Genomic DNA, 25,019 nt, shown 5'->3' with positions numbered 1-25,019 from the left:
TACTCCTGATGATTAACGCAGGGAGTATAACGTGAAGCGCAAGTGTTAACGAACCATTAAATGCCGAGCATCTGGATCGCATGCCCGGCATCACGCCAGCTGGCCATCTGCTGCATCTGTGAAATCGTCGGCGCATCGCCGCACCACACCATTAAGGTATGCCCGGTAAACTGTTCCGGGCGCAACTGCGTCAGGGAATGTGCCAGCACGCCGGTGCGCCAGCCCTGCTCGCTTGCGATCCAGGCTTCCAGCCACAGCCGCGTGGTATCGTGAATATTCCAGCCGACCACCAGCGCATCATTGCTGCTTTTCTTCCGCGACGAGGTAAGACACAGCGAAATATGGTTGATCAGCACGCCGTCCAGCAGACTCAGCATGGCGAGCAGCGTCGGATCCTGGCAGCGCAGGCGCAGACGCAAAGGAATGAGTAATTGCGTGATGATAGTATGGGCCGGGAACGCGCGCCCCTGTTCTTTGATCCACAGCTGCAGACGGGGAAGATTACCGCATTGCAGGTAACCGAGCAGACGCTCCTGTTGCTCCCGCCAGTTATATTCGCTGTCCGTCGCGCCATTCCACAGCAGGGTTTTGACTTTGCCGACCTGCACGCCGCTGTCGATCCAGCGTTTGATTTCGCGGATGCGGTCTATGTCCGCATCATTAAATAACCGGTGCCCGCCATCAGTGCGCTGTGGCGTCAGCAAATCGTAACGGCGTTGCCAGGCCCGCAGGGTAACAGGATTAACGTCGCACAGCTGAGCCACTTCACCGATGGTGTATAGCGCCATAGTTTCACCTTTGCACGGGTCCTGGTCTAACTGTAGACGCTGTTATGCGAACGGCTCTCATTTGCTTGTTTTTTATTCGCCAGGCATACGAAAGGGTGACAACAGGCGGCGTTATTGTGATGGCGGGCACGTTTTTTTGATTTTTTCCGGCGGTTTCACAGAAAGGATCCCCGGCGCCCTGTATGTTACGCGCTTTATGCGGTTTCGGTGTTTGGGTATGTACGAGTTTAATCTGGTGTTACTGCTGCTGCAGCAGATGTGCGTGTTTCTGGTCATCGCCTGGCTGATGAGCAAAACGCGCCTGTTTATTCCGCTGATGCAGGTCACCGTCCGGCTGCCGCATAAACTGCTGTGCTATGTCACTTTCTCCATTTTCTGCATTCTGGGCACCTATCTCGGCCTGCACATTGAAGACTCCATCGCCAACACGCGCGCCATTGGCGCGGTGATGGGCGGTCTGCTCGGCGGGCCGGTGGTCGGCGGGCTGGTGGGGCTGACCGGTGGATTACACCGTTACTCCATGGGCGGCATGACGGCGCTCAGCTGCATGGTGTCCACCATCGTCGAAGGGCTGCTGGGCGGCCTGGTGCACAGTTTCCTCATCAAACGCGGCCGCACCGATAAAGTATTCAGTCCGCTGACCGCCGGGGCCATTACGCTGGTGGCGGAACTGGTACAGATGCTGATCATCCTGCTGATCGCCCGCCCGTTTGAAGACGCGCTGCATCTGGTGAGCAGCATCGCCGCGCCCATGATGGTGACCAATACCGTCGGCGCGGCGCTCTTTATGCGCATCCTGCTGGATAAACGGGCGATGTTTGAGAAGTATACCTCCGCCTTTTCCGCCACTGCCCTGAAGGTGGCGGCCTCCACCGAAGGCATTTTGCGCCAGGGATTTAACGAAGAGAACAGCATGAAAGTGGCGCAGGTGCTGTATCAGGAGCTGGACATTGGCGCGGTGGCGATCACCGATCGCGAAAAGCTGCTGGCCTTTAAAGGCATCGGCGACGATCACCATTTGTCGGGGCGGCCTATTTCCTCACGCTGGACGCAAAAAGCGCTGGAAACCGGGGAAGTGGTCTATGCGGATGGCAATGAAGTGCCGTACCGCTGTTCACTGCATCCCCAGTGCAAGCTGGGCTCGACGCTGGTGATCCCGTTGCGCGGCGAGAATCAGCGGGTGATGGGCACCATCAAACTCTATGAAGTGAAAAACCGCCTGTTCAGTTCCATTAACCGCACGCTGGGGGAGGGGATCGCGCAGCTGCTGTCGGCGCAGATCCTTGCCGGGCAGTACGAGCGGCAAAAAGCGCTGCTCACCCAGTCGGAGATCAAACTGCTGCATGCGCAGGTGAACCCGCATTTTCTGTTTAATGCGCTTAACACGCTGAAGGCGGTGATCCGCCGCGACAGCGAGCAGGCCGGGCAACTGGTGCAGTACCTGTCGACCTTTTTCCGCAAAAACTTAAAACGCCCGTCGGAAGTGGTGACGCTGGCGGATGAAGTGGAGCATGTGAACGCCTATCTGCAAATCGAGCAGGCGCGTTTCCAGTCGCGTTTGCAGGTGCAGCTGTTTGTGCCGGAGGCGCTGTCCTGGCACAAACTGCCCGCCTTTACGCTGCAACCCATCGTTGAAAATGCCATTAAGCACGGTACTTCACAGCTGCTGGGCGTGGGGGAAATCACTATCCGGGCGAGTCTCGACGGGCAGTATATGGTGCTGGATATTGAAGATAACGCGGGTCTGTACCAGCCGAAGGCCAATGCCAGCGGGCTGGGCATGAGCCTGGTGGATAAGCGCCTGCGGGCGCGTTTTGGCGATGATTGCGGTATCGCCGTGGCCTGCGAGCCGGATCGATTTACCCGAATTACCCTACGTTTACCTGTGGAGGAAAGCGCATGTTAAAAGTGCTGATCGTCGATGACGAACCCTTAGCGCGGGAAAATCTGCGTATTCTGCTGGAAGATGAAAGCGATATTGAGATCGTCGGCGAGTGCGCCAACGCCGTGGAAGCCATAGGCGCGGTGCATAAACTGCGCCCCGACGTGCTGTTTCTGGATATTCAGATGCCGCGCATCAGCGGGCTGGAAATGGTGGGCATGCTCGATCCTGAGCACCGGCCTTACGTGGTCTTTCTCACCGCCTTTGATGAATATGCGGTGAAGGCTTTCGAAGAGCATGCTTTTGATTATCTGCTCAAACCCATTGCATCGCCGCGACTGGCAAAAACCCTGACGCGTTTGCGCCAGGAGCGCGGAGTACAGGACGTCTCGGTGCTGCCGGAAAATCAGGCGCCGCTGAAGTTTATTCCCTGCACCGGGCACAGCCGCATTTATCTGTTGCAGATGGACGATGTGGCGTACGTCAGCAGCCGCCTCAGCGGGGTGTATGTGACCAGTCACGAAGGCAAAGAGGGCTTTACGGAGCTGACCCTGCGCACTCTGGAGAGCCGTACGCCGCTGATGCGCTGTCACCGGCAATATCTGGTCAATATGGCGCACTTAAAAGAGATCCGCTTTGAGGATAATGGTCAGGCTGAATTACTGCTGCGTGAAGGGCATACGGTGCCCGTCAGCCGTCGTTATCTGAAAAATCTAAAAGAAGCGCTGGGTCTGTAAAACGCGGGGATCGTGGTAAACTGCGTTTTTGTATTTTTCTCCACCGAAGGCACTATGATCAGTAACGATATTTTACGAAGCGTCCGCTATATCTCTAAATTCAACAATCAAGATCTGCTGCGTATTTTCGCGCTGGGTGAAGCGGATGTCACCGCAGAACAGCTGGTGCCATGGCTGCGCAAGGAAGATGAAGAGGGCTTTGTGCGCTGCCCGGATATTCTGCTCGCCTGCTTCCTGAATGGTCTGATTTATGAAAAGCGTGGCCGGGATGAATCGGCGCCTGCGCTGGCGGTAGAGCGTCGCGTGAATAACAATATCGTGCTGAAAAAACTGCGTATCGCCTATAACCTGAAAACCGACGATATTCTGGCGATTTTAACCGCGCAGCAGTTCCGTGTGTCGATGCCGGAGATCACCGCCATGATGCGCGCGGCGGATCATAAAAATTTCCGTGAATGTGGGGATCAGTTCCTGCGTTATTTCCTGCGTGGTCTGGCGACCCGGGTGCACGCCGCGAAATAAGGGTTTTGTGCCGGGTGGCGCTGCGCTTACGCCGGCCTACAGGTAGGGTGAACTGGCGTGGGATTTGCCGGGTGGCGCTTCGCTTACACCGGCCTGGAGGGCGATGAGGTTTGTGTAGGCCCGGCAAGCTTGCGCCGCCGGGCAATATCAAACTTATTCTTTAACTTCTTTAAAACCACGAGATTTCAGCAGGGCTTCAGACTTGGACATGCTGACGCCTTCTTTCACATCACCGGTAAACTCCGCGCCCTGAATTTTTTGCAGCGCGTCACGGTCAACTTTGCTGTAATCCACGGTCAGGGTTTCGGTTGCAGAGGTATCGCCATATTCCAGGCTCTCTTCCACGCCCTTAATCTCTTTATATTTTTCGCTGATTGGCCCCAGACGTTGCATCGCTTCTTCTTTATTCGCCACGCCCAGACCTGCATAGTGCAGGGTATTTTTCGCTGTCTGACGCAGTACTACGTCATTTTTGTAGTAATAGGTCAGGGATAAATCGGTTTTACCGTCTGACCAGGTAAAGGTTTTGCTTTCTTCTTTATCGCCACAGCCGCTCAGCGCGACAACCACGAACGCCGTGAAGACGAGTGCGCCTAATTTTTTTAAAATGTTCATACTGCTCCTTAATATGAGAAAAAATCACCATCCCTGCAATCATAGTGCAATAAAAAAAGGGCGCTGTATAAACAGCGCCCAGTTAAGCGTATTTGGGATTATTTCACCTGCTGGCCGGGTTTTGCGCCATCATCCGGGCTTAACAGGAAAATGTCGCTGCCGCCAGGACCTGCGGCCATCACCATGCCTTCAGAAATACCAAAGCGCATTTTACGTGGCGCAAGGTTGGCGACCATGACCGTCAGGCGGCCAATCAGCGGCTGCGGATCCGGATATGCAGAGCGAATACCGGAGAAGACGTTACGTTTCTCGCCGCCCAGATCCAGCGTCAGGCGCAGCAGCTTATCTGAACCTTCCACAAATTCGGCGTTTTCAATCAGCGCCACGCGCAGATCGATTTTCGCGAAATCATCAAAGGTAATGGTGTCCTGAATCGGATCGTCTGCCAGCGGGCCGGAAACCGGTGCGCTTGCCGCCTTCACTTCTTCCTTCGAGGCTTCCACCAGCGCTTCAACCTGTTTCATTTCGATACGGTTGTAGAGCGCCTTAAAGGTGTTGACCTTGTGCGCCAGCAGCGGCTGGTTAATGGCATCCCATTCGAAGGTCGTGTTGAGGAAAGCTTCGGCGCGGGCGCTCAGCTCCGGCAGCACCGGCTTCAGCCAGGTCATCAGCACGCGGAACAGGTTCAGACCCATGGTGCAGATGGCCTGCAGATCGGCGTCGCGGCCTTCCTGTTTCGCCACCACCCACGGTGCCTGCTCGTCAACGTAGCGGTTCGCCACGTCAGCCAGCGCCATGATTTCACGCACCGCTTTGCCAAATTCGCGGCTCTCCCAGGCTTCGCCAATGCTCTGTGCGGCATCGGTGAAGGTTTTATAGAGTGCCGGATCCGCCAGTTCAGACGCCAGCACGCCGTCAAAGCGTTTGGCGATAAAGCCTGCGTTACGGGATGCCAGGTTGACCACTTTGTTAACGATGTCGGCGTTCACGCGCTGGACGAAATCTTCCAGGTTCAGGTCGATGTCGTCGATACGCGAGGAGAGCTTGGCGGTGTAGTAATAGCGCAGGCTGTCAGCGTCAAAATGGTTCAGCCAGGTGCTGGCTTTGATAAAGGTGCCGCGGGACTTAGACATCTTCGCGCCGTTCACCGTCACATAGCCGTGGACGAACAGGTTGGTCGGCTTGCGGAAGCCGCTGCCTTCCAGCATTGCCGGCCAGAACAGGCTGTGGAAATAGACAATGTCTTTACCGATGAAGTGATACAGCTCGGCATCGCTGTCTTTTTTCCAGTAAGCGTCGAAGCTTTCGCTATCGCCGCGCTTGTCGCACAGATTCTTGAAGGAACCCATGTAACCGATAGGCGCATCCAGCCAGACGTAGAAATATTTACCTGGCGCGTCCGGAATTTCGAAGCCGAAGTAAGGGGCATCGCGGGAGATGTCCCACTGTTGCAGACCGGATTCAAACCACTCCTGCATTTTGTTCGCCACCTGCTCCTGCAACGCGCCGCTGCGGGTCCACGCCTGCAACATTTCGCTGAAGGACGGCAGATCGAAGAAGAAGTGCTCAGAATCACGCATTTCCGGCGTCGCGCCGGACACCACGGATTTCGGCTCGATAAGTTCGGTCGGGCTATAGGTCGCGCCGCACACTTCGCAGTTATCACCGTACTGATCCGGGGATTTACATTTCGGGCAGGTGCCTTTCACAAAACGATCCGGCAGGAACATGCCTTTTTCCGGATCGTAAAGCTGAGAGATGGTGCGGTTCTTAATAAACCCGTTCTCTTTCAGGCGACCGTAAATCACACTGGCCAGCTCGCGGTTTTCGTCGCTGTGCGTGGAGTGATAGTTGTCGTAGCTGATGTTGAAGCCGGCAAAATCAGTCTGATGTTCCTGACTCATTTCGGTAATCATCTGCTCCGGGGTAATCCCCAACTGCTGAGCTTTCAGCATGATTGGCGTGCCGTGAGCATCGTCGGCGCAGATGAAGTTTACCTCGTGGCCGCGCATTCGCTGGTAACGGACCCAGACATCAGCCTGGATGTGCTCCAGCATATGGCCGAGGTGGATGGAGCCGTTGGCGTACGGCAGCGCGCACGTTACCAGAATTTTCTTCGCGACTTGAGTCATAGTGAACATTACTTCTTCTGTGAAAAAAGGGGTTTTGATATTACCAAAACAGCAATTATTAAGTAAGCACAAACCCGCCTCTTTCAGGTAAACTTGCATGACGAGCTAATCATACAAATACAAAGGAGTCGGGATGAACTCGCAATCCCAGGCCAAATCCCCGGAAGCCTTGCGCGCAATAGTTGTCGGAACCCTGGCAAATTTCCAGCACCCCACGCTGACCCATAATCTTACGGCCCTGAAAGCCGTCCATCATGTCGCCTGGATGGATGACACGCTGCACATCGAACTGCTGATGCCGTTCCCGTGGCGCAGCGCTTTTGAAGAGCTGAAAGAGGAGTGCAGCGCCGAGCTGCTGCGCCTTACCGGCGCGAAAGCCATCGACTGGAAGCTGTCGCACACGGTCGCCACCTTAAAGCGCGTGAAAAATCAGCCGGGCATCAACGGCGTGAAAAATATCATCGCGGTCAGTTCCGGTAAGGGCGGGGTAGGGAAATCCTCAACTGCGGTCAACCTGGCGCTGGCGCTGGCGGCGGAAGGGGCGAAAGTTGGCATTCTCGATGCCGATATTTATGGCCCGTCGATCCCCACCATGCTGGGTGCCGAAGGTGAACGTCCGACATCGCCGGACGGTACGCACATGGCGCCAATCATGGCCCACGGCCTTGCCACCAACTCCATTGGCTATCTGGTTACCGACGAGAACGCGATGGTGTGGCGCGGGCCAATGGCCAGCAAAGCGCTGCTGCAACTGTTGCAGGAATCTCTGTGGCCGGATCTGGATTATCTGGTGCTGGATATGCCGCCGGGCACCGGTGACATTCAGCTGACGCTGGCGCAGAACGTGCCGGTGACCGGCGCAGTGGTCGTCACCACGCCACAGGATATTGCGCTGATCGATGCGAAAAAAGGCATCGTGATGTTCGAGAAAGTGGAAGTGCCGGTGCTGGGCATCGTGGAAAACATGAGCGTGCATATTTGCAGCAACTGTGGCCACCACGAACCGATTTTTGGCACCGGCGGCGCAGAGAAGCTGGCGGAGCAGTATCACACCCAGCTTCTGGGCCAGATGCCGCTGCACATCAGCCTGCGTGAAGATCTGGATAACGGCACGCCGACCGTGGTCAGCCGTCCGGACAGCGAGTTTACGGCAATGTACCGTAAGCTGGCGGGGCGTGTCGCCGCGCAGCTGTACTGGCAGGGCGATGTGATCCCGGCGGAAATCGCATTCCGCGCGCTGTAAAACAAAACCCCTCGCCGTCCGGTGAGGGGTTCTTTTTCGTTCATCAGCTTAGCCGGTAGTGCAGCAGCACATATTCCCCTTCCGGCGACTCGCCTTTCGCTTCCACATGCCAGCCATGACGCTGATAAAATGCCAGCGCAGCCTTGTTTTGCGCCAGACATTTCAGCGCCCCGGTGCTGGTAAATTCCGACTGCACCTTTTTCAGCAGCGCGCTGCCGACGCCTTTTCCCTGCGCATGGGGATCCACAAACAGATTGTGCAGAAAGTTATTGCTCACCGAAACCGAGGCAAAGCCCAGCCGGTGCCCGTCTTCTTCCGCAACCCAAATCTGTTCGCCCAGGGTGGCGGCGTCGAAATCTTCCAGTTGCCACTCCTCGCCCTCAAGCCATGTCCAGCTGTGACGACGTGCCTGCAAATAAAGCGTGCGTAAAAAAGGGCGATCGCTCTCTGTCCAGTTGCGTATGCGCATCTCTTATCCCGGCCTGTCGATCAGCGGTGGTAGAAAATCTCACCGTCGTAGGCTTTAAGGATTTTCCCGTCGGCATCGGTGATCAGCACGTAGTTGCCGCCCATATAGGTCCAGTGGCTTCCGGCATCCGGCGCCGGCAGGTTACGCGCCTGCCACTGTTTAATATTGTATTCTTCGGTGCGGTACATTTCTGGCACCGTATCGCCTGGTTTAAATTTGGTGAAGTCGGCAATAAATTCCTGAATTTCATACTTCTGAATACCGGTTCCCTGCGGCGCAGCCAGTACCGCGCCTGAGGTCATCAACAGCGCGCCCAGAAGTAACATCTTCGTCTTACCCATAATCTCTCCGTTTTTGACAGGCGTTTTATTTTTCTACCGCCCTCTGGTAAATCATGCGCGCTAACATTGCTGCGATTTATGACTGAAAGCAACAGCGCTTTGCGAAAAAGTGTAAGCAAAGGCGGGGCAAAGCAGAAGCAGCGAAGCGCGTTAACCGCGCTCCGCTTTCATCGGGGAAAGGCTTTTGGGATGATTCCTGGCTCAGAAACCTTCAAGGACAATCTTGCCCACCGCCCGTTGTGTCTCGATCAGCTTATGCGCCTTACGCAGATTTTCCGCATTAATAGTGCCGCCATGCTCACCCAGCGTGGTTTCAATCACGCCGCTGTCGATAAGGGAGGCCACGCGGGTCAGCAGGTGGTGCTGCTCGATCATGTCCGGGGTTTCAAACATGGAGCGGGTGAACATAAATTCCCAGTGCAGGGAGATACTTTTCGCTTTCAGCGGCCGGGCATCCAGCGTCTCGGGATCGTCAATCAGCGCCAGCTTACCCTGCGGGATCAGCGCGTCAATCAACTGCTGATAGTGATCGCTGGTATTGGTCAGGCTGGCGACATGCGTCACCTGTTTGATGCCGATACGCGCCAGTTCTTCGCTGAGCGGTTTGCTGTGGTCAATGACATGATGCGCCCCGCGATCGCGTACCCATTGCTGGCTCTGCGGGCGTGAGGCGGTGCCGATCACCGTCATTTTCGTCAGCTTACGCGCCAGCTGGGTCATGATCGAGCCCACGCCGCCCGCCGCGCCGACGATCAAAAGCACATCGCCCTCGTTGCCGTTTTCCGCGACGCCAAGGCGATCAAACAGCATCTCCCAGGCGGTAATGGCGGTGAGCGGCAGGGCCGCCGCAGAGGCGTTATCCAGCGAGGCCGGTTTATGCGCCACGATGCGCTCGTCTACCAGCTGATATTCGGCGTTGCTGCCCGGACGGGTCAGCGCCCCGGCGTACCAGACGGTATCGCCTGGCTTAAACAGGGTCACGGACTCGCCCACGTCACTGACGACGCCCACGGCATCCCAGCCCAGAATGCGCGGCGCATCAGCGTTAAAGCCCGCACGCACTTTGGTATCCACCGGATTAACGGAAATGGCATGAACCTGTACCAGCAGATCGTGACCGCGGGCGACAGGCTTTTCAATATCAATATCATGCAGGAAATCGATGTTGCTGCCGTTCTGCGCGGCGGCGGTAATGGCGATTGCTTTCATAACTACTCCATAGCGTTGAGCGAATGTATTCAGCATAGCCGCCCACCGGCGCGGGAAACACCCGGCGCAAAATGCAGGACTTATCCTCCGGGAGTGAAAATCACGCCCCTTTATATAAACGCGACATTCGCCCTGGCGTGATATTAAACATTTCCTTAAAGCTGTGGGTGAAATGGGATTGATCGGCAAAATTAAGACCGGCGGCAATATCCGATAAGCTCAGGCCGCGTAATAATAAATTTTTCGCTATTTTTAACTTTTCCACTTTCAGCCAGGCGAAGGGCGGCAGGCCATAAGAGGCAGAAAAAATACGCACCAGCTGCACGGCGCTGAGTCCGTACTGCGCGGAAAGATCGTTGAGGGACGGCGGTTCGAGCAGTTCATCTTTCAGCTGGGCGGCGATCCTCGCGGCCAGCACCGCGTCCTGATCGAACAGAATAAGTTTGGTGCGGCAACCGGTGCGTTGCAGCACCTTTTTTAATAATACCGCCAGGCGTTCCAGCACTTCATCATCGGAATGCGCGTAATCCAGGCAATACGCCCCGGTTTTAATAATGTCGTCGGCAATATCGGGCGCGGTGAATACGCTCTTTCTGAATTCATCATCCTCAGGCAGGCCGGTAAGTTCGGCCAGCACCTGAGGCGGAATGTAAAAGCTGTAATAAACCCAGTTATAGGGGGTGGGCGTGGCGGCCTGTACCTGGCCGGGATTATAAACGGTAATATCCGCAATACTGGCTTCAGAACGTTTACCGTCAAGCCAGATTTTCTCCCTGCCGGCCAGGTTTGCGCCCAGATAAAATTCATCGTGGGAGTGCCGGGGAAAAACATGGTTGGTGCTGTCAGAAAGCGTGATCTCAACCGTTCCTGTCTTCCGATACCCTGTGATAGCCATCGTTCACCCGTCCTGTATGCTGAATACGCCACACTTCCGCAGCCAGAGAAAAGAAGCATATTAACAGAATGGCAACAAAGGAGGACGCTGTCGGCGACAGTCGGGGGTCAAAAATCTGAAAGCCAAAGGTAAAGACCGGGCTGACAGAAATTAATACCATCACCCGCGAAGGCGCTAAGGATTTTATGCCATATTGCAAGCACCATAACGGAATAATCAACCCCAGGACTGCCAGCAGCAGCACGCCGGGAAACAGGTTTTGCATATCGCTTTGCATATCCTGTAGCTGAAAACTGAACAGCAGCGTCACCAGCACCGTCAGGTAAAAGCGGTGCGCCATAATGGATTCCGGACGACATTCATCCTCACTGAGTTTCTTACTGAGGATATTGGAGAAAATACTGAACAGGGCGCAGCCGACGGAAAGGGCAATACCGATGATCACTTCCTGTACGGATAAATTATAGGTATTACGCCCCTCCTGCAGACTGATAACACCCAGCCATAATGAGCTACAGGCAATGCCTGTCAGTAACAACCAGCGGTATTCCCGTTTTTCGGTTCTGATAAAGAAAGGCACAATCATAACCATTAAAAGTGGTGCAACGCCGGTGATAATCGCCGACGCGCTGGCAGGCTCTAAATATTTTAAACAGTAGAAAAAAGTGATCCACGATCCCGCTGTTGTCATATTAAGCGCAACCAGAGGCTTCCAGGTTCTGTAAGGACGCAGGTATTCCTTTCGCAAGCGGAGCAGGCAGAAGATCTGAAAAAATACCAGCACGGTTGAGAAGACAATACAGGTGACCATCATCGGATGCGCAGACTGTACCAGGAATCCCGAATAGACCTCTTTTCCGGCGTCCAGAAAGTTGTAAATGAAAACCATAATAAAACCGAACACTGCACCACTATAATTATTCATAGTTATCTCAGGCTAATTCAAATAAGACGCCATTTTTTTCAAACTCTCTGATCTGCGCATAGTCCGCTTCGATCTGCTGCTGGCTTTCATGACACAGATAAATAATGCCAGGGTTGGTAAACAGATCGGTGGTGCGGTAGATTTTTTCACCCGCATCCGGCGTATGCATAACGCCATAAAAAGAGGGCAGTTGCGCGAGCAATTCCTGACAACGGTTTTGTCTAACCACGCCATCCACATCCGACGCCAGCGTGACGCAATAGAGCGTTTTCATGAGCTGATAATGCTGCTGTAGCCGGGCGGCGAAGCGTTGCGGGTTAAGATAACGCTCAGCGGTTAAGGTCACATGGCTGTAACCCAGGGCTGCCACTACCGCGTTGTGCATAATAGTGCCCTGCATACGGGCTGCCGTTTCGATTAATACCGGGCCTTTGGCGGTCATCATTAATTCACTGTGCGACGGGCCGTTTTTAATGCCTAACAGCGTCAGGGCTTTTTGCACATAGGCAATTAACGCTTCTTGCTCTTTACCCTGATAGGGCAGCAGCACCTCTTTCTCACAAATGAGTGAAGCGTTTCTGACCTGCTTTTTATCGTCAGACCAGATTTCACTGATCAAATGCTCGCCGTCAATACTGACGGCATTCACGATAAACTGGCGGCCAATTAATCTCTCCTGCAACAGCACTTCGCTGTTATGTAAACCCAGACGGTTGGTTTTGCCGTGAATATCGTTGAAGGCCTCGTTCAGCTCTTCAAAATTATGACAAAAGCGCACGCCATCGGCCCCTGCGCTGTCGACCGGTTTCACCACCACCGGCCAGCAGGCGGAGGTTTTCACCCAAATCCAGGCATCTGCCAGCGAATCCGTCACCATCTGCGGGATGGCGCGTAAACCGCCCTGGCGCAGCGCTTCCTGCATTTTGAATTTATTACGGCGTAATGCGCTGGTGGCATAGTCATTGCCCGCGGTGCCCAGCTCGGTTGCGAGAAAATCGGCAAGTTCGACGCCCGTTTCCGTGCCGGGAATAATAACCGTCGGGCCATAAAAGGCGAGGCTGACCGCCAGTTCCCGCATCGCAGCAGGCGAATGATCTTTTAAGATTAAATGCTTATCAAAGGTTTCCGGGCGAAAGGATAAAAGATAATCCCCCGGAATAACCGGATTGCTTTGAATATGAACGCAGCGCCAGCCTTCTTTTCTGAACAGCGGCGCCAGTTCCGCGCCCGTGGAATAACCATCAACGATGCAGATTGTTTTAGACATGTTATTTACCTTTGGTGGCAATAAGAACAAGGTTGTCGTCAACTTCTTTCGATTTAAGATCGAAGCTGCCGAAGATCCCGACATCAATAAACCCGGCGGCCAGTAACGCCTCCCGCAAATACTCTTTTTCATACAGGCGCGTTAAGCAGGTCCACTGACTGCTATTTTTTTCATAGGCAACGGTAAGAATTCGTTTTTCCCAGTCCATGGTTAATGTCTCCTGTACGCCGTTATGATGACGTACCAGCAGACCTGAGGTATCTATGCGGTTACGCGCCCGATCCATGTCGGCGAGTTCCATGATCAGCACGCCGCCGGGCTTCAGCGCGGCGAACCAGGCGGGCAGCACGCTGAGATCTTCTTCTTCGCTCTGGTAATAACCAAAGCTGGTATAAACGTTCAGTAATAAATCAAACTCTCCGGCAGGCAGCGTTGCCATGTCGGCGCGGATATAGTGCGGGCCAGGGGAAATCTGACGGGCAATCTCCAGCTGCGCGGCGGATAAATCCAGTCCCGTGACGCGATAGCCACACTCATGGAGCGCTTTACTCATCTTGCCAATGCCGCAGCAAATATCGAGCGCGGCGGGATAAGAAGCCGGAGGAAAAGCCTGGGAAATTGCCCGGGCGGCGTCGGTATATTCATCATAGCGACCCAGATCGTCAGAGATTTCAGTAAAAAATACCGGGAATCCGCCCTGGTCATTCATCCCGCCCGCACATTCATTAATACTCATGATGTCTTCCTTCTTCGTTATTATTTACAGCTGCGCCTGGGTGTCCTGCGGATAAATAGTTTCCATGGAGTCATGGGTGAGTTCAGGATCGTTAAGATCTAAATCGTTGGCATAAGTGAAGACGATTACGGTTCTGCGGGACGCGCTGGTTAACGGGGAGATACGGTGTAACGCATCTCTGGCGCGCAGCAGATAACATTGTCCCTGGGAGACATGGCGGCTACGGATGGTGTTTTCCGTCAGCACATCTTTAATCCATTCCCGGGTGGCGGTTTTTTTCCAGGGGACACGGGGAATAAACTCCACGCGCGCACCGGCGAAAACGTCCGGCTCGTCGATCACCCACACCAGCGCGTAGGAGTAGTCATCCCAGTGCCAGCCGTGGGTATCGCCGGTTTTGTTTTGTGAATTAATAATGAATTCTTCCGGGGCGTAAGGCACCCGATAAAGCGTTTCGCCGGTAATGCGGCTGAAAAAATTGAGAATGCTTGGGCTGTCAAAAAACGCGGGAATATATTCCCCCTGTTCGCGGATGACATTCCGTCCAACACTGTCGTAAGCACGCGGCGTATTACCGCTCTGGGCAATTATCACTTCACGCCGTAATGCTTCTTCGCTCAACAGGCGGCGCGCTTCCGTTTCCATCCCTTCACGAACGTCATGCGGCAGCAAATCATCTATCACCACCATCAGATCTTCCTGGTAATCGCTTTTAAGGTAATTCACCAGCGATACCGGAAACTGACGTATATGATTTTCAATTTTTTCTTCGATACTCACGGTTCTCTCCTGCCCAAAAGTTAATGCGTCTGTAGTCGAACTTCATTTTGCATGGCAGGCAGAATATCTCTTGTATGAGATTTCAGGATTTGATTAAAAAATGAGCTAACCGGATGCGGAACGCTTAGTCAGGTAAGTAAATATTGAATTTAAGTGTTTGATAAACCTCTACATTAATCATGCTGGCGTGTAAGAGAGGGTGACAAAGTGAGAAATTTTCACTTCGGATTAAGTAAGTTTAATCGGCGGGGCGCGAGGATAAGTAAAACTTTTGCGGCAAGCTGTCACTGCCGCCCGTTGTGCAGAATGGACGGCAGTGACGTTAATTATTTATTCCGGATATTCTTAGTTTCCTCGCTTTTACTTTTCTTGTTTTGTGCCTTTGTTTTATTTATGTCACATGTACCATTAGCTTCAGTAACTTGTGTGCAGCCTGATTTTTCAAGTTGCTTACGAAAGCTGGCATTTATGGCAAAGGCATTAGAAGTGACTAATCCAGTTATGATTGCTATCATCATTAACTTTTTCATTATTGCTGTCGCTTATTTTATAAATATCACATGAGTCGGTAAATATTTTTATATACTCCATGCCGCCTGTGAAACCAATGACAAAACAGGACAGATAGAGCAGGGCGCTACATAAAATGTATTTGAGCATTTTTTATATTGAGCAGGCTGATTATTATGAATCAACCCGGTAATTTGCTGTATTCTTATCAAATACAGACTAAGGTTATTAATGAAAATGCGAATGGCCGCCGAAGCCTTCTGATCGGCTATTATCATGACCATAGCCATGTCCGCCAAAGGCATGGGAATGGGCATTATCTGCACCGCGACCATTAGACTCGCCTTTCCGTGCGCCATTGTTACCGTGATTAGCCCCGTTATATTGGGTGCGAACCAGTACCGGCATATGTGGCACGCTAATTTGCGCCTGAGGATCGACCTTAGCAATAGCGCCCGCCGTTGTGGTGAAGGTTTTGCCTTCGACAGTGACGTTAACCTGTGTATCTGGTTTCAGGCTGTTAACGCTGACATTAATGCTGTCAACCTGCTCAGGTGTGGCGACTGCAGGAGACTGCATAATACCTTTCACCATGGCGGGAGCGGTCACAGAAGGTTGATAAGTGCCCGGTCGGCGAGAAGCACCGCTATAGCTGATTGCCTGCTTGGGTACAGAATAGGTGGCTACAGGCGTTAGCGTGCCCGGCGCCTGTAAATTGGCAACAGGCACTTTTTGATAACGCTGTGCCGGAATAGCGCCAGGCACGCGCTGTGGCGTGAGCTGTGTGGGCACAGCGTTGGTAAGTTGCGGTGTTTTCTGCGCAATGGCTGCAGGCGTAAGATTCAGCACAGGCGTACGTTGTTCAACCGCTTTCGGAGTCAGCTGCAAACCGGGCACGCGCTGCGGCGTTGCCTGCGGAACGCCATCTGTTTTCACAGAGGGTATGGCGTCCGGAATATGATTATTGCGATCGTCTGCCGTTGGCGCGAAGGTGCCGGGGCGGGTTGAGTATCCGGAGTACGCGTTAAAACCATAGCTGGCTGCGGTTGGTGTGGCTTGCGTCGTGCTCCCCATGTGCGAGTTATCCATTGAACCATTTTCAGCTTGCTTAACGGCGTTGTACGCATCATGTACACGGCTCGCTGTCGCATCATTATGGTTATTGGCTTGATCCTGCATGGCGCTGGAAAGGCGATCGTTCATAATGGAAACGCTTTCATTTGCCGCTGTATTAAAGGCAGTAGCCGCTAAGACGACCGCGGCGAGAGTAGAGATTTTCATATTGATTGACTTCGTGAATAGTAAATTTTGTGTCTATAAAAGAGACGCATTAGTTCAGCGCCGTTACTATCCTCCTGTCAAGATTTGTAAATGTTGATCCAGATCACACTAAGCACGAATACCTAAAAGAGGTTAAAAGCCGGGCGGCAGAAACTTTATGAAATTCCTTGTGCCCGATAACAGCCCGCGGCTACACTAAATTCTGTTGCAGTGTTAACTGTAAATAATTGATTTTGATTCAAATGACTCGGGGTGCCCTTCTGCGTGAAGGCTGAGAAATACCCGTACCACCTGATCTGGATAATGCCAGCGTAGGGAAGTCAGATGCCTCTGCCGGCGTCCCTTCTTCGCAGTCTGGCAGGAGCAAAAAATGCAACCTGACCTGCTAAATCCGGCGGATATCGCCACTCTGTTACAACACTTCCGCCGCCATTCCCCCCTTGTTCACTGTATGACTAACGACGTGGTGCAGAGCTTTACCGCTAACGTTTTGCTGGCGCTCGGCGCGTCCCCGGCGATGGTAATCGAGCCGGAAGAGGCCGTGCAGTTCAGCGCTATCGCCGATGCGCTGCTGGTTAACGTCGGCACCCTGACGGCGGATCGCGCCGAAGCCATGCGTGTCGCCATTAACAGCGCCCGCGAGGCGGGAAAACCCTGGACGCTCGATCCCGTGGCGGTTGGCGGCCTGACGTTCCGCACCGATTTTTGCCGGGAACTGCTGAACCTGCGCCCGGCGGCTATTCGCGGCAACGCCTCGGAGATCCTCGCGCTGGCGGGCATGCAGGCGGGCGGTCGCGGCGTTGACACCACAGATACCATCCGTGCGGCGTTGCCTGCCGCCGTGGCGCTGGCGCGGCAGAGCGGGGCGGTGGTGGCGGTGAGCGGGGAGGTGGATCACATCACCGACGGCGAGCGTGTGCTCGCGGTGCCGGGGGGCGATCCCTTGATGACGCGGGTGGTCGGCACCGGTTGCGCGCTCTCGGCGGTGGTGGCCGCCAGCTGTGCGCTGCCGGGGGATCGCCTGACTAACGTGGCGGCGGCCTGCGGCATTATGGCGCAGGCGGGCAGCCGTGCCGTCGCTGCCAGTCAGGGGCCGGGTTCGTTTATCCCGGCGTTTCTCGATGCGCTGTATCGTCTGGACGGGGAGGCGCTGGCATGAAACGTATTAATGCGCTGACCATTGCAGGTACCGATCCCAGTGGCGGCGCGGGTATCCAGGCAGATCTGAAAACCTTCTCGGCGCTGGGCGCCTATGGCTGTTCAGTCATTACCGCGCTGGTGGCGCAGAATACCCGCGGCGTGCAGTCGGTGTACCGCATCGAACCGGAGTTTGTCGCAGCACAGCTGGACTCGGTGTTCAGCGATGTGCGTATCGACACCACCAAAATCGGCATGCTCGCCGAAACCGACATTGTGGAAGCCGTGGCGGAGCGGCTGCGGCGTTATCAGGTGCAGAATGTGGTGCTGGATACGGTGATGCTCGCCAAAAGCGGCGATGCGCTGCTCTCCCCCGGTGCCGTTGACGCCCTGCGTCGGCATCTGTTGCCGCAGGTCTCGCTGATCACGCCCAACCTGCCGGAAGCCGCCGCGCTGCTGGCCGCGCCTCACGCCCGCAACGAGCAGGAGATGCACGAGCAGGGCCGCGCGTTGCTGGCGCTCGGCTGTGAAGCGGTGCTGATGAAAGGCGGTCATCTGGAGGATGCCGAAAGCCCGGACTGGCTGTTTACCCGCGACGGGGCGACGCGTTTTACCGCACCGCGTATTCACACTAAAAATACTCATGGCACCGGCTGTACCCTGTCGGCGGCGCTGGCGGCGCTGCGCCCGCGCTGTACAGACTGGGCGACCACGGTGGAGCATGCCAAAGGCTGGCTCAGCGCCGCGCTGGCGCAGGCCGACACGCTGGAAGTGGGGGAGGGGATCGGGCCGGTGCATCATTTCCATGAGTGGTGGTAGTATAACCACCGGACTTTTTTGCCAGGATACCCGAAATGGAACAAGCGCATATCCAGTTAATCGAACAGCTGAAAGAGCGGATTGCCGCCGCGGACAACATGCCGCTGTATCTGAAGTTTGCCGGGACGGTGAAAGACGCCGTGCGGAGCGGGCTGCTGGCCCACGGCAATATTCTGCCGGGCGAGCGTGATTTCAGCGGGTTAACGGGGATTTCGCGCATTACCGTGCGCAAGGCGATGCAGATGCTGGAGGATGAAGGCGTGGTCACGCGTTCACGTGGCTACGGCACGCAAATCAACAACATCTTCGAATATTCACTGAAAGAGGCGCGGGGATTTTCCCAGCAGGTGGTGCTGCGCGGTAAGAAGCCGGATACCCTGTGGGTGAACAAACGCATTGTTCCCTGCCCGGCGGAGGTGGCGGAAAAACTCGCCATCGACACCGATTCCGACGTGTTTCTGCTTAAGCGCATTCGCTATGTGGATGAGGACGCCGTGTCCATTGAGGAATCCTGGGTGCCCGCGCCGCTCATCAAGGATGTGGATGCCATTGGCGTTTCGCTGTATGACTATTTCCGCAGCCAGCGTCTCTATCCCCAGCGCACAAAATCGCGGGTCAGCGCCCGGATGCCGGACGCTGAATTTCAGACGCATATTCAGCTGGAAAACATGGTGCCGGTTCTGGTGATAAGCCAGGTGGCGCTTGATCAACAAAACCGGCCCATTGAGTACAGCATCAGTACCTGTCGCAGCGATTTATACGTCTTTGTATGCGAGGAGTAATTCCTCGCGCGTCGGCGCACAGTCGCCGCCGCGCTTGCTGACCACTATCGCCGCAATGGCGTTGCCAAGGCAGACTGAATCCGCCAGCGACAGGCCGGAGGATAACCCCGCCAGCACGCCGCCCGCATGGCTGTCCCCTGCGCCTATGGTGTCAACCATGGTGGCCGGGAAGGGCGGTACGAAGCCCTGCTCATCGCCATCATAGTACCAGGCCCCGTCGCGATCGTGACGAATAATCAGCGGCGCGCCGTACGCTTTCTGCCACGCCGGGCCTAAAAGTTCCGGCTCCACGTCCAGCAGCTGCGCGGCGATCTCTGATTCGCGGCGGTTTAAGGTGACGATCGGTTTCAGCGCCAGGATACGCGCCAGCAACGCCGGATCAATGTCTTCAATACGCGGACCGAAATCGATATAGGGCGTCACGTCGTGCAGCGTTTCCAGCCAGTTGACCAGCACTTCGCCGCAGGCGGCGGAGAGCTGATAACCCGACAGTGAAATCAGGCTGCCCGGCGGCACGGTAAGCGGATCCAGCCATGCCTTCGCCCAGCGGGTTTCGACGCCGGAAAAGGTCATAAAGGTGCGCTCGCCGTCCGGCTCCACCAGCGCCAGACACCAGCCGTTATCCCCTTCATCCACGTTCAGCACGCTTTCAATGCCGTGGGAATTGAGCGCGTTGCTGACCATGTCTGCCCAGATGCCGTGTCCTACCGGCAGCACGTTTTGCGCGCGCATGCCCAGACGATGCAGGGCGACAGCAATATTCAGCGCGCAGCCGCCGATATTGACGCTTTGCTGTTTCAGTTCAATGTCGCAGCCGCGAAATGGCAGCGCATAGGCGCTGGCGATAACGTCGATCACCGCGCCCCCTAACACCGTCACCGGACGCCGGGTTTCAAGCCGGTGCAGAAGGCTGACGAGATAGCCTGGTTTCATGCTTCCTCCCGCTCCTGACGATAAGCCAGGAGCTTTTCACTGTAATGCGAAAAATCGAGCTGATTGACGTCATCCAGTTGCTGCTTAAAGGCGGCATTGATGGCGGAAACTCCGTGCAGCGCGCCGCAGATGGCGGTAGCCATGGCACCGATGGTATCCGTATCGCCCCCCAGATTCGCGCACAGGATCGCACAGCGGTTCGGGTCAGTTTGCGCCAGCTCCACCATCGCAATGGCGGCAGGCACCGATTCAATAGTGCTGGTGCCGGTGCCGACCAGCTGATAAATCTGCTCGCTGGCAGACTCCACGCCGGACGCATTGCGCACCACATTTAACGCCAGTTCGAGGCGTGCCGCCAGCGATGCGCTAAAGGTGGTGACGCGTTTTTCCTGCGCATGGCGGGCCACGGCGGGCAGAGCATCGGCAATATCCTGCCATCGATCGCCGTCAATTGCGCGGGAAATCGCCCAGGCAATCACCACCGCCCCGGCAATCGCCAGATCGGACTTGTGGGTCGGGCTGGAGGCCAGCGCCACCTGATCGATAAACTGATCGAGGGAGTGCGTCGGCAACAGGCAGCCCAGCGGGGAGGCGCGCATCGCCGCCCCGTTGGTCACGCCATTGTTCTCCAGCTCGCTCACCGGGCGCCCCTCGCGGATCGCCCGCAGGGCGATTTTTGAGGTGGGGCCAAGCACGTTTTTATTAAAGGCATCAAAATCTTCGGCCCAGTGCAGGATATGCCGGGCGATAACCTCGGCGTCAATCCTGCCGTTGCATTCGAAAATGGCATCGGCAAGGCAAAGGGCCATCGACGTATCATCGGTGAACTGGGCGCGATCAAAATAACAGGCGGCGTTGTTTTCCGCCGGACCTGGCAGGAAACGGTCGATCCAGCCGAAATGCGCCTTCACCCGTGACCGGGGCCACAGCTCTGACGGCATCCCCATCGCATCGCCTAATGTCTGGCCGTATAACGCACCGAGAATACGTTCTGATTTCATTTTACCTCTCCTTGTGGGACCTCTCCGCGAGTGGGGCTCTTATCGTTGTCCACCACAATCGCGGTAATTTCTCTATCCGATTCACGGAAGAACAGCATAAACAGCACCGCGATGACGGCGATCATGATGCCGCCAAACGCCCACATACCTGCCCAGTTAAAGGTCAGGCCGTTAACCGGCTCTTTGTAGGCATACATTTTTTCCATCATCACGCCGCCAAGACGATAGCCCAGCAAACTGCCGAAGCCCTGGCAGCAAAGGGTGATCAAACCCTGCGCGGCAGTACGCATATGCACCGGCGCTTTTTTGTCGACGTAGATATAGGCGGTGACGTAGTAGAAGTCGTAGCTAACGCCGTGCAGCAGAATGCCGAGGAACAGTAGGGCATAAGTAAAGTAGTGATCCGCCCCGCCATAGACGAAGAAAGCATAGCGGATAGCAGCGGTCAGTAAGCCCAGCAGCAGAACCTTTTTAATACCAAAGCGCTTGGTAAAGAACGGCAGCGCCAGCATAAAGAAAATTTCAGAGAACTGCCCCAGCGTCATCCAGCCGGTGGCGTTTTTCATGCCGACTTCGGTCAGATAACCGTTGGCGAAGATGTAATAGAACGCCAGCGGCATGGCGAACAGGAAGGAGCAGAAGAAAAAGACGAGGAAATTACGGTCGCGCAGCAGCACCAGCGCGTCCAGCCCGAGCATAACTTTGACGTCCAGCTTGCCGGTGCTTTTCGGCGGCGTATGCGGCAGCATCAGCGCGAAGACACCCAGCACCACAGAGCTGCCGGCGGTGATCAGCAGCGGAATATTGGTCGGGGAAATATCCGCATAGCCGAGCATTTGCGGCAGGAAGCCGCACACCAGCCCTGAGGCGATCCAGCCAATGGTGCCCATCACGCGGATGCGCGGGAAGTCAGCCTCGACATCCTTCACATGCGCGAAAGCAATACTATTGGTCAGCGCAATGGTTGGCATATAGGTCAGGGAGTAGGCCAGCAGCAGTGGGAAGAAGTAAGCAAACTCCGTTTGTTGGGCGGCGAAGTAAATCAGAACGGCGCCGGCAAACATCAGCACCGCCAGCACTTTCTGCGCCGCGAAGAAGCGGTCAGTCAGCGAACCCACAAGAATAGGCGAGAGGATCGCGGCGATGGCGGTACAGGCGTAGGACCAGCCAATCTCCCCGGCGGTAAAGCCACTTTTGCTTAACCACAGCCACAGCGGGACAAACCACGCTCCCCAGATAAACCATTCCACAAACATCATGAACGACAGCTTAGCAGTTGTTTTCATCGGTCTTCCTTCATGACAAGCAAAGGGTACGGTATGACCATACCAGTTAATAATACCTTTTAGATACCTTTGTGCTGGATCTTTGATCAGAATAACATTTTTTTGAGTTATGGATCGTGCCATCAGATTGTGCTGAATAAATTTTCCAGGGTGGCGTTCCGCAAAGGTCGGTACCAGGCTTACTCTGCTTATCAACTTACGGGAGCATCGCTATGACTGATATTACGCAATTGCTGGGCAACGACGCCGACAGCCTGCTGCAACATCGTTGTATGACCATTCCGGCCGATCAGCTTTATCTTCCTGGACATGATTTCGTTGACCGCGTGATGATGGATAACAACCGTCCGCCTGCGGTACTGCGCAACATGCAGACGCTTTACAACACCGGCCGCCTGGCGGGCACCGGCTATTTATCTATCCTGCCCGTCGATCAGGGCGTGGAGCACTCCGCTGGCGCATCCTTTGCGGCGAATCCGCTCTATTTCGATCCCAAAAATATTGTTGAGCTGGCTATCGAGGCGGGCTGTAACTGTGTGGCCTCCACCTATGGCGTGCTGGCCTCCGTATCCCGCCGCTACGCGCACCGTATTCCGTTCCTGGTAAAAATTAACCATAACGAAACCCTGAGCTACCCCAACACCTATGACCAGACGCTGTATGCCAGCGTAGAGCAGGCGTTTAACCTTGGGGCGGTGGCCGTGGGCGCGACCATCTATTTTGGGTCGCCGGAGTCCCGTCGCCAGATCGAGGAGATCTCCGCCGCCTTTGAGCGGGCGCACGAACTGGGCATGGTGACGGTGCTCTGGGCATATCTGCGCAACAGCGGCTTTAAGAAAGACGGCGTCGATTATCACGCCTCCGCCGATTTAACCGGCCAGGCCAACCATCTGGCGGCCACCATTGGCGCGGATATTGTGAAGCAGAAAATGGCGGAAAATAATGGCGGTTATAACGCGGTGAAATACGGTTATACCGACGAACGCGTCTACAGCAAACTGACCAGCGATAACCCTATCGATCTGGTGCGCTACCAGCTGGCGAACTGCTATATGGGCCGCGCCGGGCTGATTAACTCCGGCGGCGCGTCAGGGGGCGACACCGACCTGAGCGATGCGGTACGCACAGCGGTGATCAACAAACGCGCGGGCGGTATGGGGCTGATCCTGGGCCGCAAAGCCTTTAAGAAATCCATGACGGACGGCGTGAAGCTGATTAACGCCGTGCAGGATGTCTATCTCGACAGCAAAGTGACGATCGCCTGATAACGGCCCCTCACCCCGGCCCTCTCCCGGCGGGAGAGGGAGAATGCGGACCATCCCTCTCCCGGTGCTGGAGGGCGAACGCGGACCGTTCCCTCTCCCTGGGGAGAGGGTTAGGGTGAGGGGAGATCCACTTCACATTTCACCATTCTTTTGTGGAAAACCTCACATCCCTTCGTGCACATGCACAACATTTAACCTCTGCTTAACGTAATTTGTCCGAGGCACTGGCTGTTTTTTCTGCATACATTGATTACTGAAACAGCTTTTCAAAAGCTTACTTCACCTCTGCCTCAAGGACTTGTCATGAAAATTGAATCCGTAAACGTCACCGTCTTTCAGTATCCCACGCGGCGGGTATCCGATACCGCCGGGCATTCGCACCCCGGCCCGGAGAACCTCGCGAAAATGGCGATGCTGACCATCACCGCAGACGATGGCACCAAAGGGTACTCATTCGCGCCGCCGGAAGTGGTGCGTCCCTTTGTGGTGAACACCTTTTTCCGTAAGGTGATGATTGGTCAGGACGCCTTTAACCGGGAGCGTATCTGGCAGGATCTGGCGCACTGGCAGCGCGGCAGCGCGCACCAGCTGACCGAACGCGCGCTCTCTTTTGTGGAGCAGGCGCTGTGGGATCTGATGGGCCGCAAACTCAACATGCCGGTCTACAAGCTGCTCGGCGGTTTTCGTGACAAAGTGCCCGCCTACGGCAGCACCATGTGCGGCGACGATCTGGAAGGCGGTCTTTCCACCCCACAGGAGTACGCCGATTTTGCGGAAAAGCTGGTGGCGCGCGGCTATAAGGCCATCAAACTGCACACCTGGATGCCGCCGGTGTCCTTTGCGCCGAACCCGAAAATGGATGTCAAAGCCTGCGCCGCGGTGCGCGAAGCGGTCGGCCCGGACATCGATCTGATGATCGACGGCTACCACTGGTACAGCCGCAGCGAAGCGCTGTACATCGGTAAGGAACTGGAAAAACTCAACTTCGCCTGGTTTGAAGAGCCGATGGAAGAAGAGAGCATGGCCTCTTACGCCTGGCTGGCAGAAAACCTCTCCATTCCCGTTGTCGGGCCGGAAAGCCTTGGCGGTAAACATCACAGCCGCGCCGACTGGGTGAAAGCGGGGGCCTGCGACATTCTGCGCGCCGGTTCCAATGGCGTCGGCGGCATCTGGCCGACCATGAAAGTGGCGAGCCTGGCGGAATCTTTCGGCATGGATTGCGAAGTGCACGGCAACGGCGCGGCCAGCCTGGCGGTGGTGGGGGCGATCAAAAACTGTCGCTGGTATGAACGCGGCCTGCTGCACCCGTTCCTCGATTACGACGTCCCGGCGGCCTATCTGCACAGCATTGTCGATCCGATGGATGAAGAGGGATTTGTTCATTTGCCACAAGGCCCGGGGCTGGGTGAAGACATTAATTTTGCATATATCGAAGCCAATACCGTCAGCCATGACTGACCTATA

General features: G+C 55.3%; 24 protein-coding genes, 1 pseudogene and 1 riboswitch. Of the genes and pseudogenes, 9 read left to right on the top strand and 16 right to left on the bottom strand.

What is annotated here, in order from left to right:
• Positions 1–56 precede the first annotated feature (56 nt).
• Positions 57–788, bottom strand: a complete 732-nt coding sequence (locus BMF08_RS19145; RefSeq protein WP_072569102.1) for a MerR family transcriptional regulator — start codon at positions 786–788, stop codon at positions 57–59.
• Positions 789–1,005: 217 nt separating this feature from the next.
• On the opposite strand from BMF08_RS19145, the gene BMF08_RS19140 reads away from it, so the two are divergent.
• From BMF08_RS19140 to BMF08_RS19130, 3 genes are read left to right on the top strand one after another with little or no spacing between them, the layout of a single operon-like run.
• Positions 1,006–2,694 carry a sensor histidine kinase gene (locus BMF08_RS19140; RefSeq protein WP_072569101.1) on the top strand — a complete coding sequence of 563 codons (1,689 nt, stop codon included), beginning with the start codon at positions 1,006–1,008 and terminating at the stop codon, positions 2,692–2,694.
• Positions 2,688–3,407, top strand: coding sequence for a two-component system response regulator BtsR (gene btsR, locus BMF08_RS19135; protein ID WP_072569100.1), 720 nt, complete (start codon positions 2,688–2,690; stop codon positions 3,405–3,407). Before BMF08_RS19140 ends, btsR begins: the two co-directional genes overlap by 7 nt.
• 54 nt (positions 3,408–3,461) lie before the next feature.
• Entirely contained in the window at positions 3,462–3,929 is a 468-nt protein-coding gene (locus BMF08_RS19130; RefSeq protein ID WP_072569099.1) for a DUF1456 family protein, read from the top strand.
• 153 nt (positions 3,930–4,082) lie between these two features.
• Here BMF08_RS19130 and BMF08_RS19125 read toward each other — a convergent pair whose 3' ends face one another.
• Entirely contained in the window at positions 4,083–4,544 is a 462-nt protein-coding gene (locus BMF08_RS19125; RefSeq protein WP_072569098.1) for a YehR family lipoprotein, read from the bottom strand.
• Between the two features lie 98 nt (positions 4,545–4,642).
• Positions 4,643–6,676: a methionine--tRNA ligase gene (metG, locus tag BMF08_RS19120; protein WP_072569486.1), complete on the bottom strand. Its 2,034-nt coding sequence runs from the start codon at positions 6,674–6,676 to the stop codon at positions 4,643–4,645.
• Between the two features lie 133 nt (positions 6,677–6,809).
• Between metG and apbC the strand changes: the two genes are divergently transcribed.
• The gene (gene apbC / locus BMF08_RS19115; protein ID WP_072569097.1) at positions 6,810–7,919 is read left to right on the top strand and encodes an iron-sulfur cluster carrier protein ApbC; all 1,110 of its coding nucleotides are present in this window, start codon (positions 6,810–6,812) and stop codon (positions 7,917–7,919) included.
• Between the two features lie 43 nt (positions 7,920–7,962).
• Here apbC and BMF08_RS19110 read toward each other — a convergent pair whose 3' ends face one another.
• From BMF08_RS19110 to BMF08_RS19065, 10 genes and pseudogenes are all read right to left on the bottom strand, one after another.
• Positions 7,963–8,388 (bottom strand): GNAT family N-acetyltransferase, encoded by a 426-nt coding sequence (locus tag BMF08_RS19110; RefSeq protein WP_072569096.1) that lies wholly within the window; start codon positions 8,386–8,388, stop codon positions 7,963–7,965.
• Between the two features lie 20 nt (positions 8,389–8,408).
• Complete coding sequence (locus tag BMF08_RS19105) at positions 8,409–8,729, bottom strand: RcnB family protein (protein WP_072569095.1); 321 nt, start codon at positions 8,727–8,729, stop codon at positions 8,409–8,411.
• 201 nt (positions 8,730–8,930) lie between these two features.
• On the bottom strand, positions 8,931–9,938 hold the full coding sequence (locus BMF08_RS19100; RefSeq protein ID WP_072569094.1) for a zinc-binding alcohol dehydrogenase family protein: 1,008 nt from the start codon (positions 9,936–9,938) through the stop codon (positions 8,931–8,933).
• 100 nt (positions 9,939–10,038) lie between these two features.
• Positions 10,039–10,833 carry an AraC family transcriptional regulator gene (locus tag BMF08_RS19095; RefSeq protein ID WP_072569093.1) on the bottom strand — a complete coding sequence of 265 codons (795 nt, stop codon included), beginning with the start codon at positions 10,831–10,833 and terminating at the stop codon, positions 10,039–10,041.
• A complete protein-coding gene (locus BMF08_RS21390; protein ID WP_234007196.1) occupies positions 10,796–11,413 on the bottom strand; it encodes a DMT family transporter in 618 nt (205 codons plus the stop codon). Before BMF08_RS21390 ends, BMF08_RS19095 begins: the two co-directional genes overlap by 38 nt.
• A gap of 352 nt (positions 11,414–11,765) precedes the next feature.
• Entirely contained in the window at positions 11,766–13,025 is a 1,260-nt protein-coding gene (locus BMF08_RS19085; protein ID WP_072569091.1) for an ATP-grasp domain-containing protein, read from the bottom strand.
• A gap of 1 nt (position 13,026) precedes the next feature.
• Positions 13,027–13,761, bottom strand: a complete 735-nt coding sequence (locus BMF08_RS19080) for a class I SAM-dependent methyltransferase (RefSeq protein ID WP_072569090.1) — start codon at positions 13,759–13,761, stop codon at positions 13,027–13,029.
• A 24-nt stretch (positions 13,762–13,785) separates the two neighbouring features.
• Positions 13,786–14,541, bottom strand: coding sequence for a HalD/BesD family halogenase (locus BMF08_RS19075; protein ID WP_072569089.1), 756 nt, complete (start codon positions 14,539–14,541; stop codon positions 13,786–13,788).
• 371 nt (positions 14,542–14,912) lie between these two features.
• Positions 14,913–15,071, bottom strand: a pseudogene (locus BMF08_RS21205) (hypothetical protein); the annotation flags it as partial.
• Between the two features lie 208 nt (positions 15,072–15,279).
• Positions 15,280–16,332: a hypothetical protein gene (locus tag BMF08_RS19065; RefSeq protein WP_072569087.1), complete on the bottom strand. Its 1,053-nt coding sequence runs from the start codon at positions 16,330–16,332 to the stop codon at positions 15,280–15,282.
• A gap of 238 nt (positions 16,333–16,570) precedes the next feature.
• Positions 16,571–16,667: riboswitch (TPP riboswitch) on the top strand.
• Between the two features lie 35 nt (positions 16,668–16,702).
• On the opposite strand from BMF08_RS19065, the gene thiM reads away from it, so the two are divergent.
• The 3 genes from thiM to BMF08_RS19050 are packed head-to-tail and all read left to right on the top strand — an operon-like array spanning position 16,703 to position 19,070.
• Complete coding sequence (gene thiM, locus BMF08_RS19060; protein ID WP_072569086.1) at positions 16,703–17,491, top strand: hydroxyethylthiazole kinase; 789 nt, start codon at positions 16,703–16,705, stop codon at positions 17,489–17,491.
• The gene (gene thiD / locus BMF08_RS19055) at positions 17,488–18,288 is read left to right on the top strand and encodes a bifunctional hydroxymethylpyrimidine kinase/phosphomethylpyrimidine kinase (protein ID WP_072569085.1); all 801 of its coding nucleotides are present in this window, start codon (positions 17,488–17,490) and stop codon (positions 18,286–18,288) included. The genes thiM and thiD overlap by 4 nt, the downstream gene beginning before the upstream one ends.
• 35 nt (positions 18,289–18,323) lie before the next feature.
• Complete coding sequence (locus tag BMF08_RS19050; RefSeq protein ID WP_072569084.1) at positions 18,324–19,070, top strand: GntR family transcriptional regulator; 747 nt, start codon at positions 18,324–18,326, stop codon at positions 19,068–19,070.
• Here the strand turns inward: BMF08_RS19050 and BMF08_RS19045 are convergent.
• Genes BMF08_RS19045 through BMF08_RS19035 form a run of 3 tightly spaced genes read right to left on the bottom strand, consistent with a single transcriptional unit; the run spans position 19,044 to position 22,290 of the window.
• A complete protein-coding gene (locus tag BMF08_RS19045; protein ID WP_072569083.1) occupies positions 19,044–20,003 on the bottom strand; it encodes a PfkB family carbohydrate kinase in 960 nt (319 codons plus the stop codon). The two genes, BMF08_RS19050 and BMF08_RS19045, sit on opposite strands and share 27 nt — an antisense overlap.
• Positions 20,000–21,004: an ADP-ribosylglycohydrolase family protein gene (locus BMF08_RS19040; protein ID WP_072569082.1), complete on the bottom strand. Its 1,005-nt coding sequence runs from the start codon at positions 21,002–21,004 to the stop codon at positions 20,000–20,002. Before BMF08_RS19040 ends, BMF08_RS19045 begins: the two co-directional genes overlap by 4 nt.
• On the bottom strand, positions 21,001–22,290 hold the full coding sequence (locus BMF08_RS19035; RefSeq protein ID WP_072569081.1) for a nucleoside permease: 1,290 nt from the start codon (positions 22,288–22,290) through the stop codon (positions 21,001–21,003). Before BMF08_RS19035 ends, BMF08_RS19040 begins: the two co-directional genes overlap by 4 nt.
• 212 nt (positions 22,291–22,502) lie before the next feature.
• Between BMF08_RS19035 and fbaB the strand changes: the two genes are divergently transcribed.
• Positions 22,503–23,555, top strand: coding sequence for a class I fructose-bisphosphate aldolase (gene fbaB, locus BMF08_RS19030; RefSeq protein ID WP_072569080.1), 1,053 nt, complete (start codon positions 22,503–22,505; stop codon positions 23,553–23,555).
• A 303-nt stretch (positions 23,556–23,858) separates the two neighbouring features.
• Entirely contained in the window at positions 23,859–25,013 is a 1,155-nt protein-coding gene (locus tag BMF08_RS19025; protein WP_072569079.1) for a mandelate racemase family protein, read from the top strand.
• Positions 25,014–25,019 lie beyond the last annotated feature (6 nt).

The sequence above is a fragment of the Enterobacter sp. SA187 genome (assembly GCF_001888805.2).
Classification (GTDB): Bacteria; Pseudomonadota; Gammaproteobacteria; order Enterobacterales; family Enterobacteriaceae; genus Enterobacter_D.
Note: the sequence above shows the minus strand (reverse complement) of the source record. Positions and strands in the feature narration are given on the sequence as shown.

What these genes read in the sequence shown, in the direction of transcription:
- BMF08_RS19145 (WP_072569102.1), bottom strand. Translation starts at nt 788, where the DNA reads ATGGCGCTATACACCATCGGTGAAGTGGCTCAGCTGTGCGACGTTAAT.
- BMF08_RS19140 (WP_072569101.1), top strand. Translation starts at nt 1,006, where the DNA reads ATGTACGAGTTTAATCTGGTGTTACTGCTGCTGCAGCAGATGTGCGTG.
- btsR (WP_072569100.1), top strand. Translation starts at nt 2,688, where the DNA reads ATGTTAAAAGTGCTGATCGTCGATGACGAACCCTTAGCGCGGGAAAAT.
- BMF08_RS19130 (WP_072569099.1), top strand. Translation starts at nt 3,462, where the DNA reads ATGATCAGTAACGATATTTTACGAAGCGTCCGCTATATCTCTAAATTC.
- BMF08_RS19125 (WP_072569098.1), bottom strand. Translation starts at nt 4,544, where the DNA reads ATGAACATTTTAAAAAAATTAGGCGCACTCGTCTTCACGGCGTTCGTG.
- metG (WP_072569486.1), bottom strand. Translation starts at nt 6,676, where the DNA reads ATGACTCAAGTCGCGAAGAAAATTCTGGTAACGTGCGCGCTGCCGTAC.
- apbC (WP_072569097.1), top strand. Translation starts at nt 6,810, where the DNA reads ATGAACTCGCAATCCCAGGCCAAATCCCCGGAAGCCTTGCGCGCAATA.
- BMF08_RS19110 (WP_072569096.1), bottom strand. Translation starts at nt 8,388, where the DNA reads ATGCGCATACGCAACTGGACAGAGAGCGATCGCCCTTTTTTACGCACG.
- BMF08_RS19105 (WP_072569095.1), bottom strand. Translation starts at nt 8,729, where the DNA reads ATGGGTAAGACGAAGATGTTACTTCTGGGCGCGCTGTTGATGACCTCA.
- BMF08_RS19100 (WP_072569094.1), bottom strand. Translation starts at nt 9,938, where the DNA reads ATGAAAGCAATCGCCATTACCGCCGCCGCGCAGAACGGCAGCAACATC.
- BMF08_RS19095 (WP_072569093.1), bottom strand. Translation starts at nt 10,833, where the DNA reads ATGGCTATCACAGGGTATCGGAAGACAGGAACGGTTGAGATCACGCTT.
- BMF08_RS19085 (WP_072569091.1), bottom strand. Translation starts at nt 13,025, where the DNA reads ATGTCTAAAACAATCTGCATCGTTGATGGTTATTCCACGGGCGCGGAA.
- BMF08_RS19080 (WP_072569090.1), bottom strand. Translation starts at nt 13,761, where the DNA reads ATGAGTATTAATGAATGTGCGGGCGGGATGAATGACCAGGGCGGATTC.
- BMF08_RS19065 (WP_072569087.1), bottom strand. Translation starts at nt 16,332, where the DNA reads ATGAAAATCTCTACTCTCGCCGCGGTCGTCTTAGCGGCTACTGCCTTT.
- thiM (WP_072569086.1), top strand. Translation starts at nt 16,703, where the DNA reads ATGCAACCTGACCTGCTAAATCCGGCGGATATCGCCACTCTGTTACAA.
- thiD (WP_072569085.1), top strand. Translation starts at nt 17,488, where the DNA reads ATGAAACGTATTAATGCGCTGACCATTGCAGGTACCGATCCCAGTGGC.
- BMF08_RS19050 (WP_072569084.1), top strand. Translation starts at nt 18,324, where the DNA reads ATGGAACAAGCGCATATCCAGTTAATCGAACAGCTGAAAGAGCGGATT.
- BMF08_RS19045 (WP_072569083.1), bottom strand. Translation starts at nt 20,003, where the DNA reads ATGAAACCAGGCTATCTCGTCAGCCTTCTGCACCGGCTTGAAACCCGG.
- BMF08_RS19040 (WP_072569082.1), bottom strand. Translation starts at nt 21,004, where the DNA reads ATGAAATCAGAACGTATTCTCGGTGCGTTATACGGCCAGACATTAGGC.
- BMF08_RS19035 (WP_072569081.1), bottom strand. Translation starts at nt 22,290, where the DNA reads ATGAAAACAACTGCTAAGCTGTCGTTCATGATGTTTGTGGAATGGTTT.
- fbaB (WP_072569080.1), top strand. Translation starts at nt 22,503, where the DNA reads ATGACTGATATTACGCAATTGCTGGGCAACGACGCCGACAGCCTGCTG.
- BMF08_RS19025 (WP_072569079.1), top strand. Translation starts at nt 23,859, where the DNA reads ATGAAAATTGAATCCGTAAACGTCACCGTCTTTCAGTATCCCACGCGG.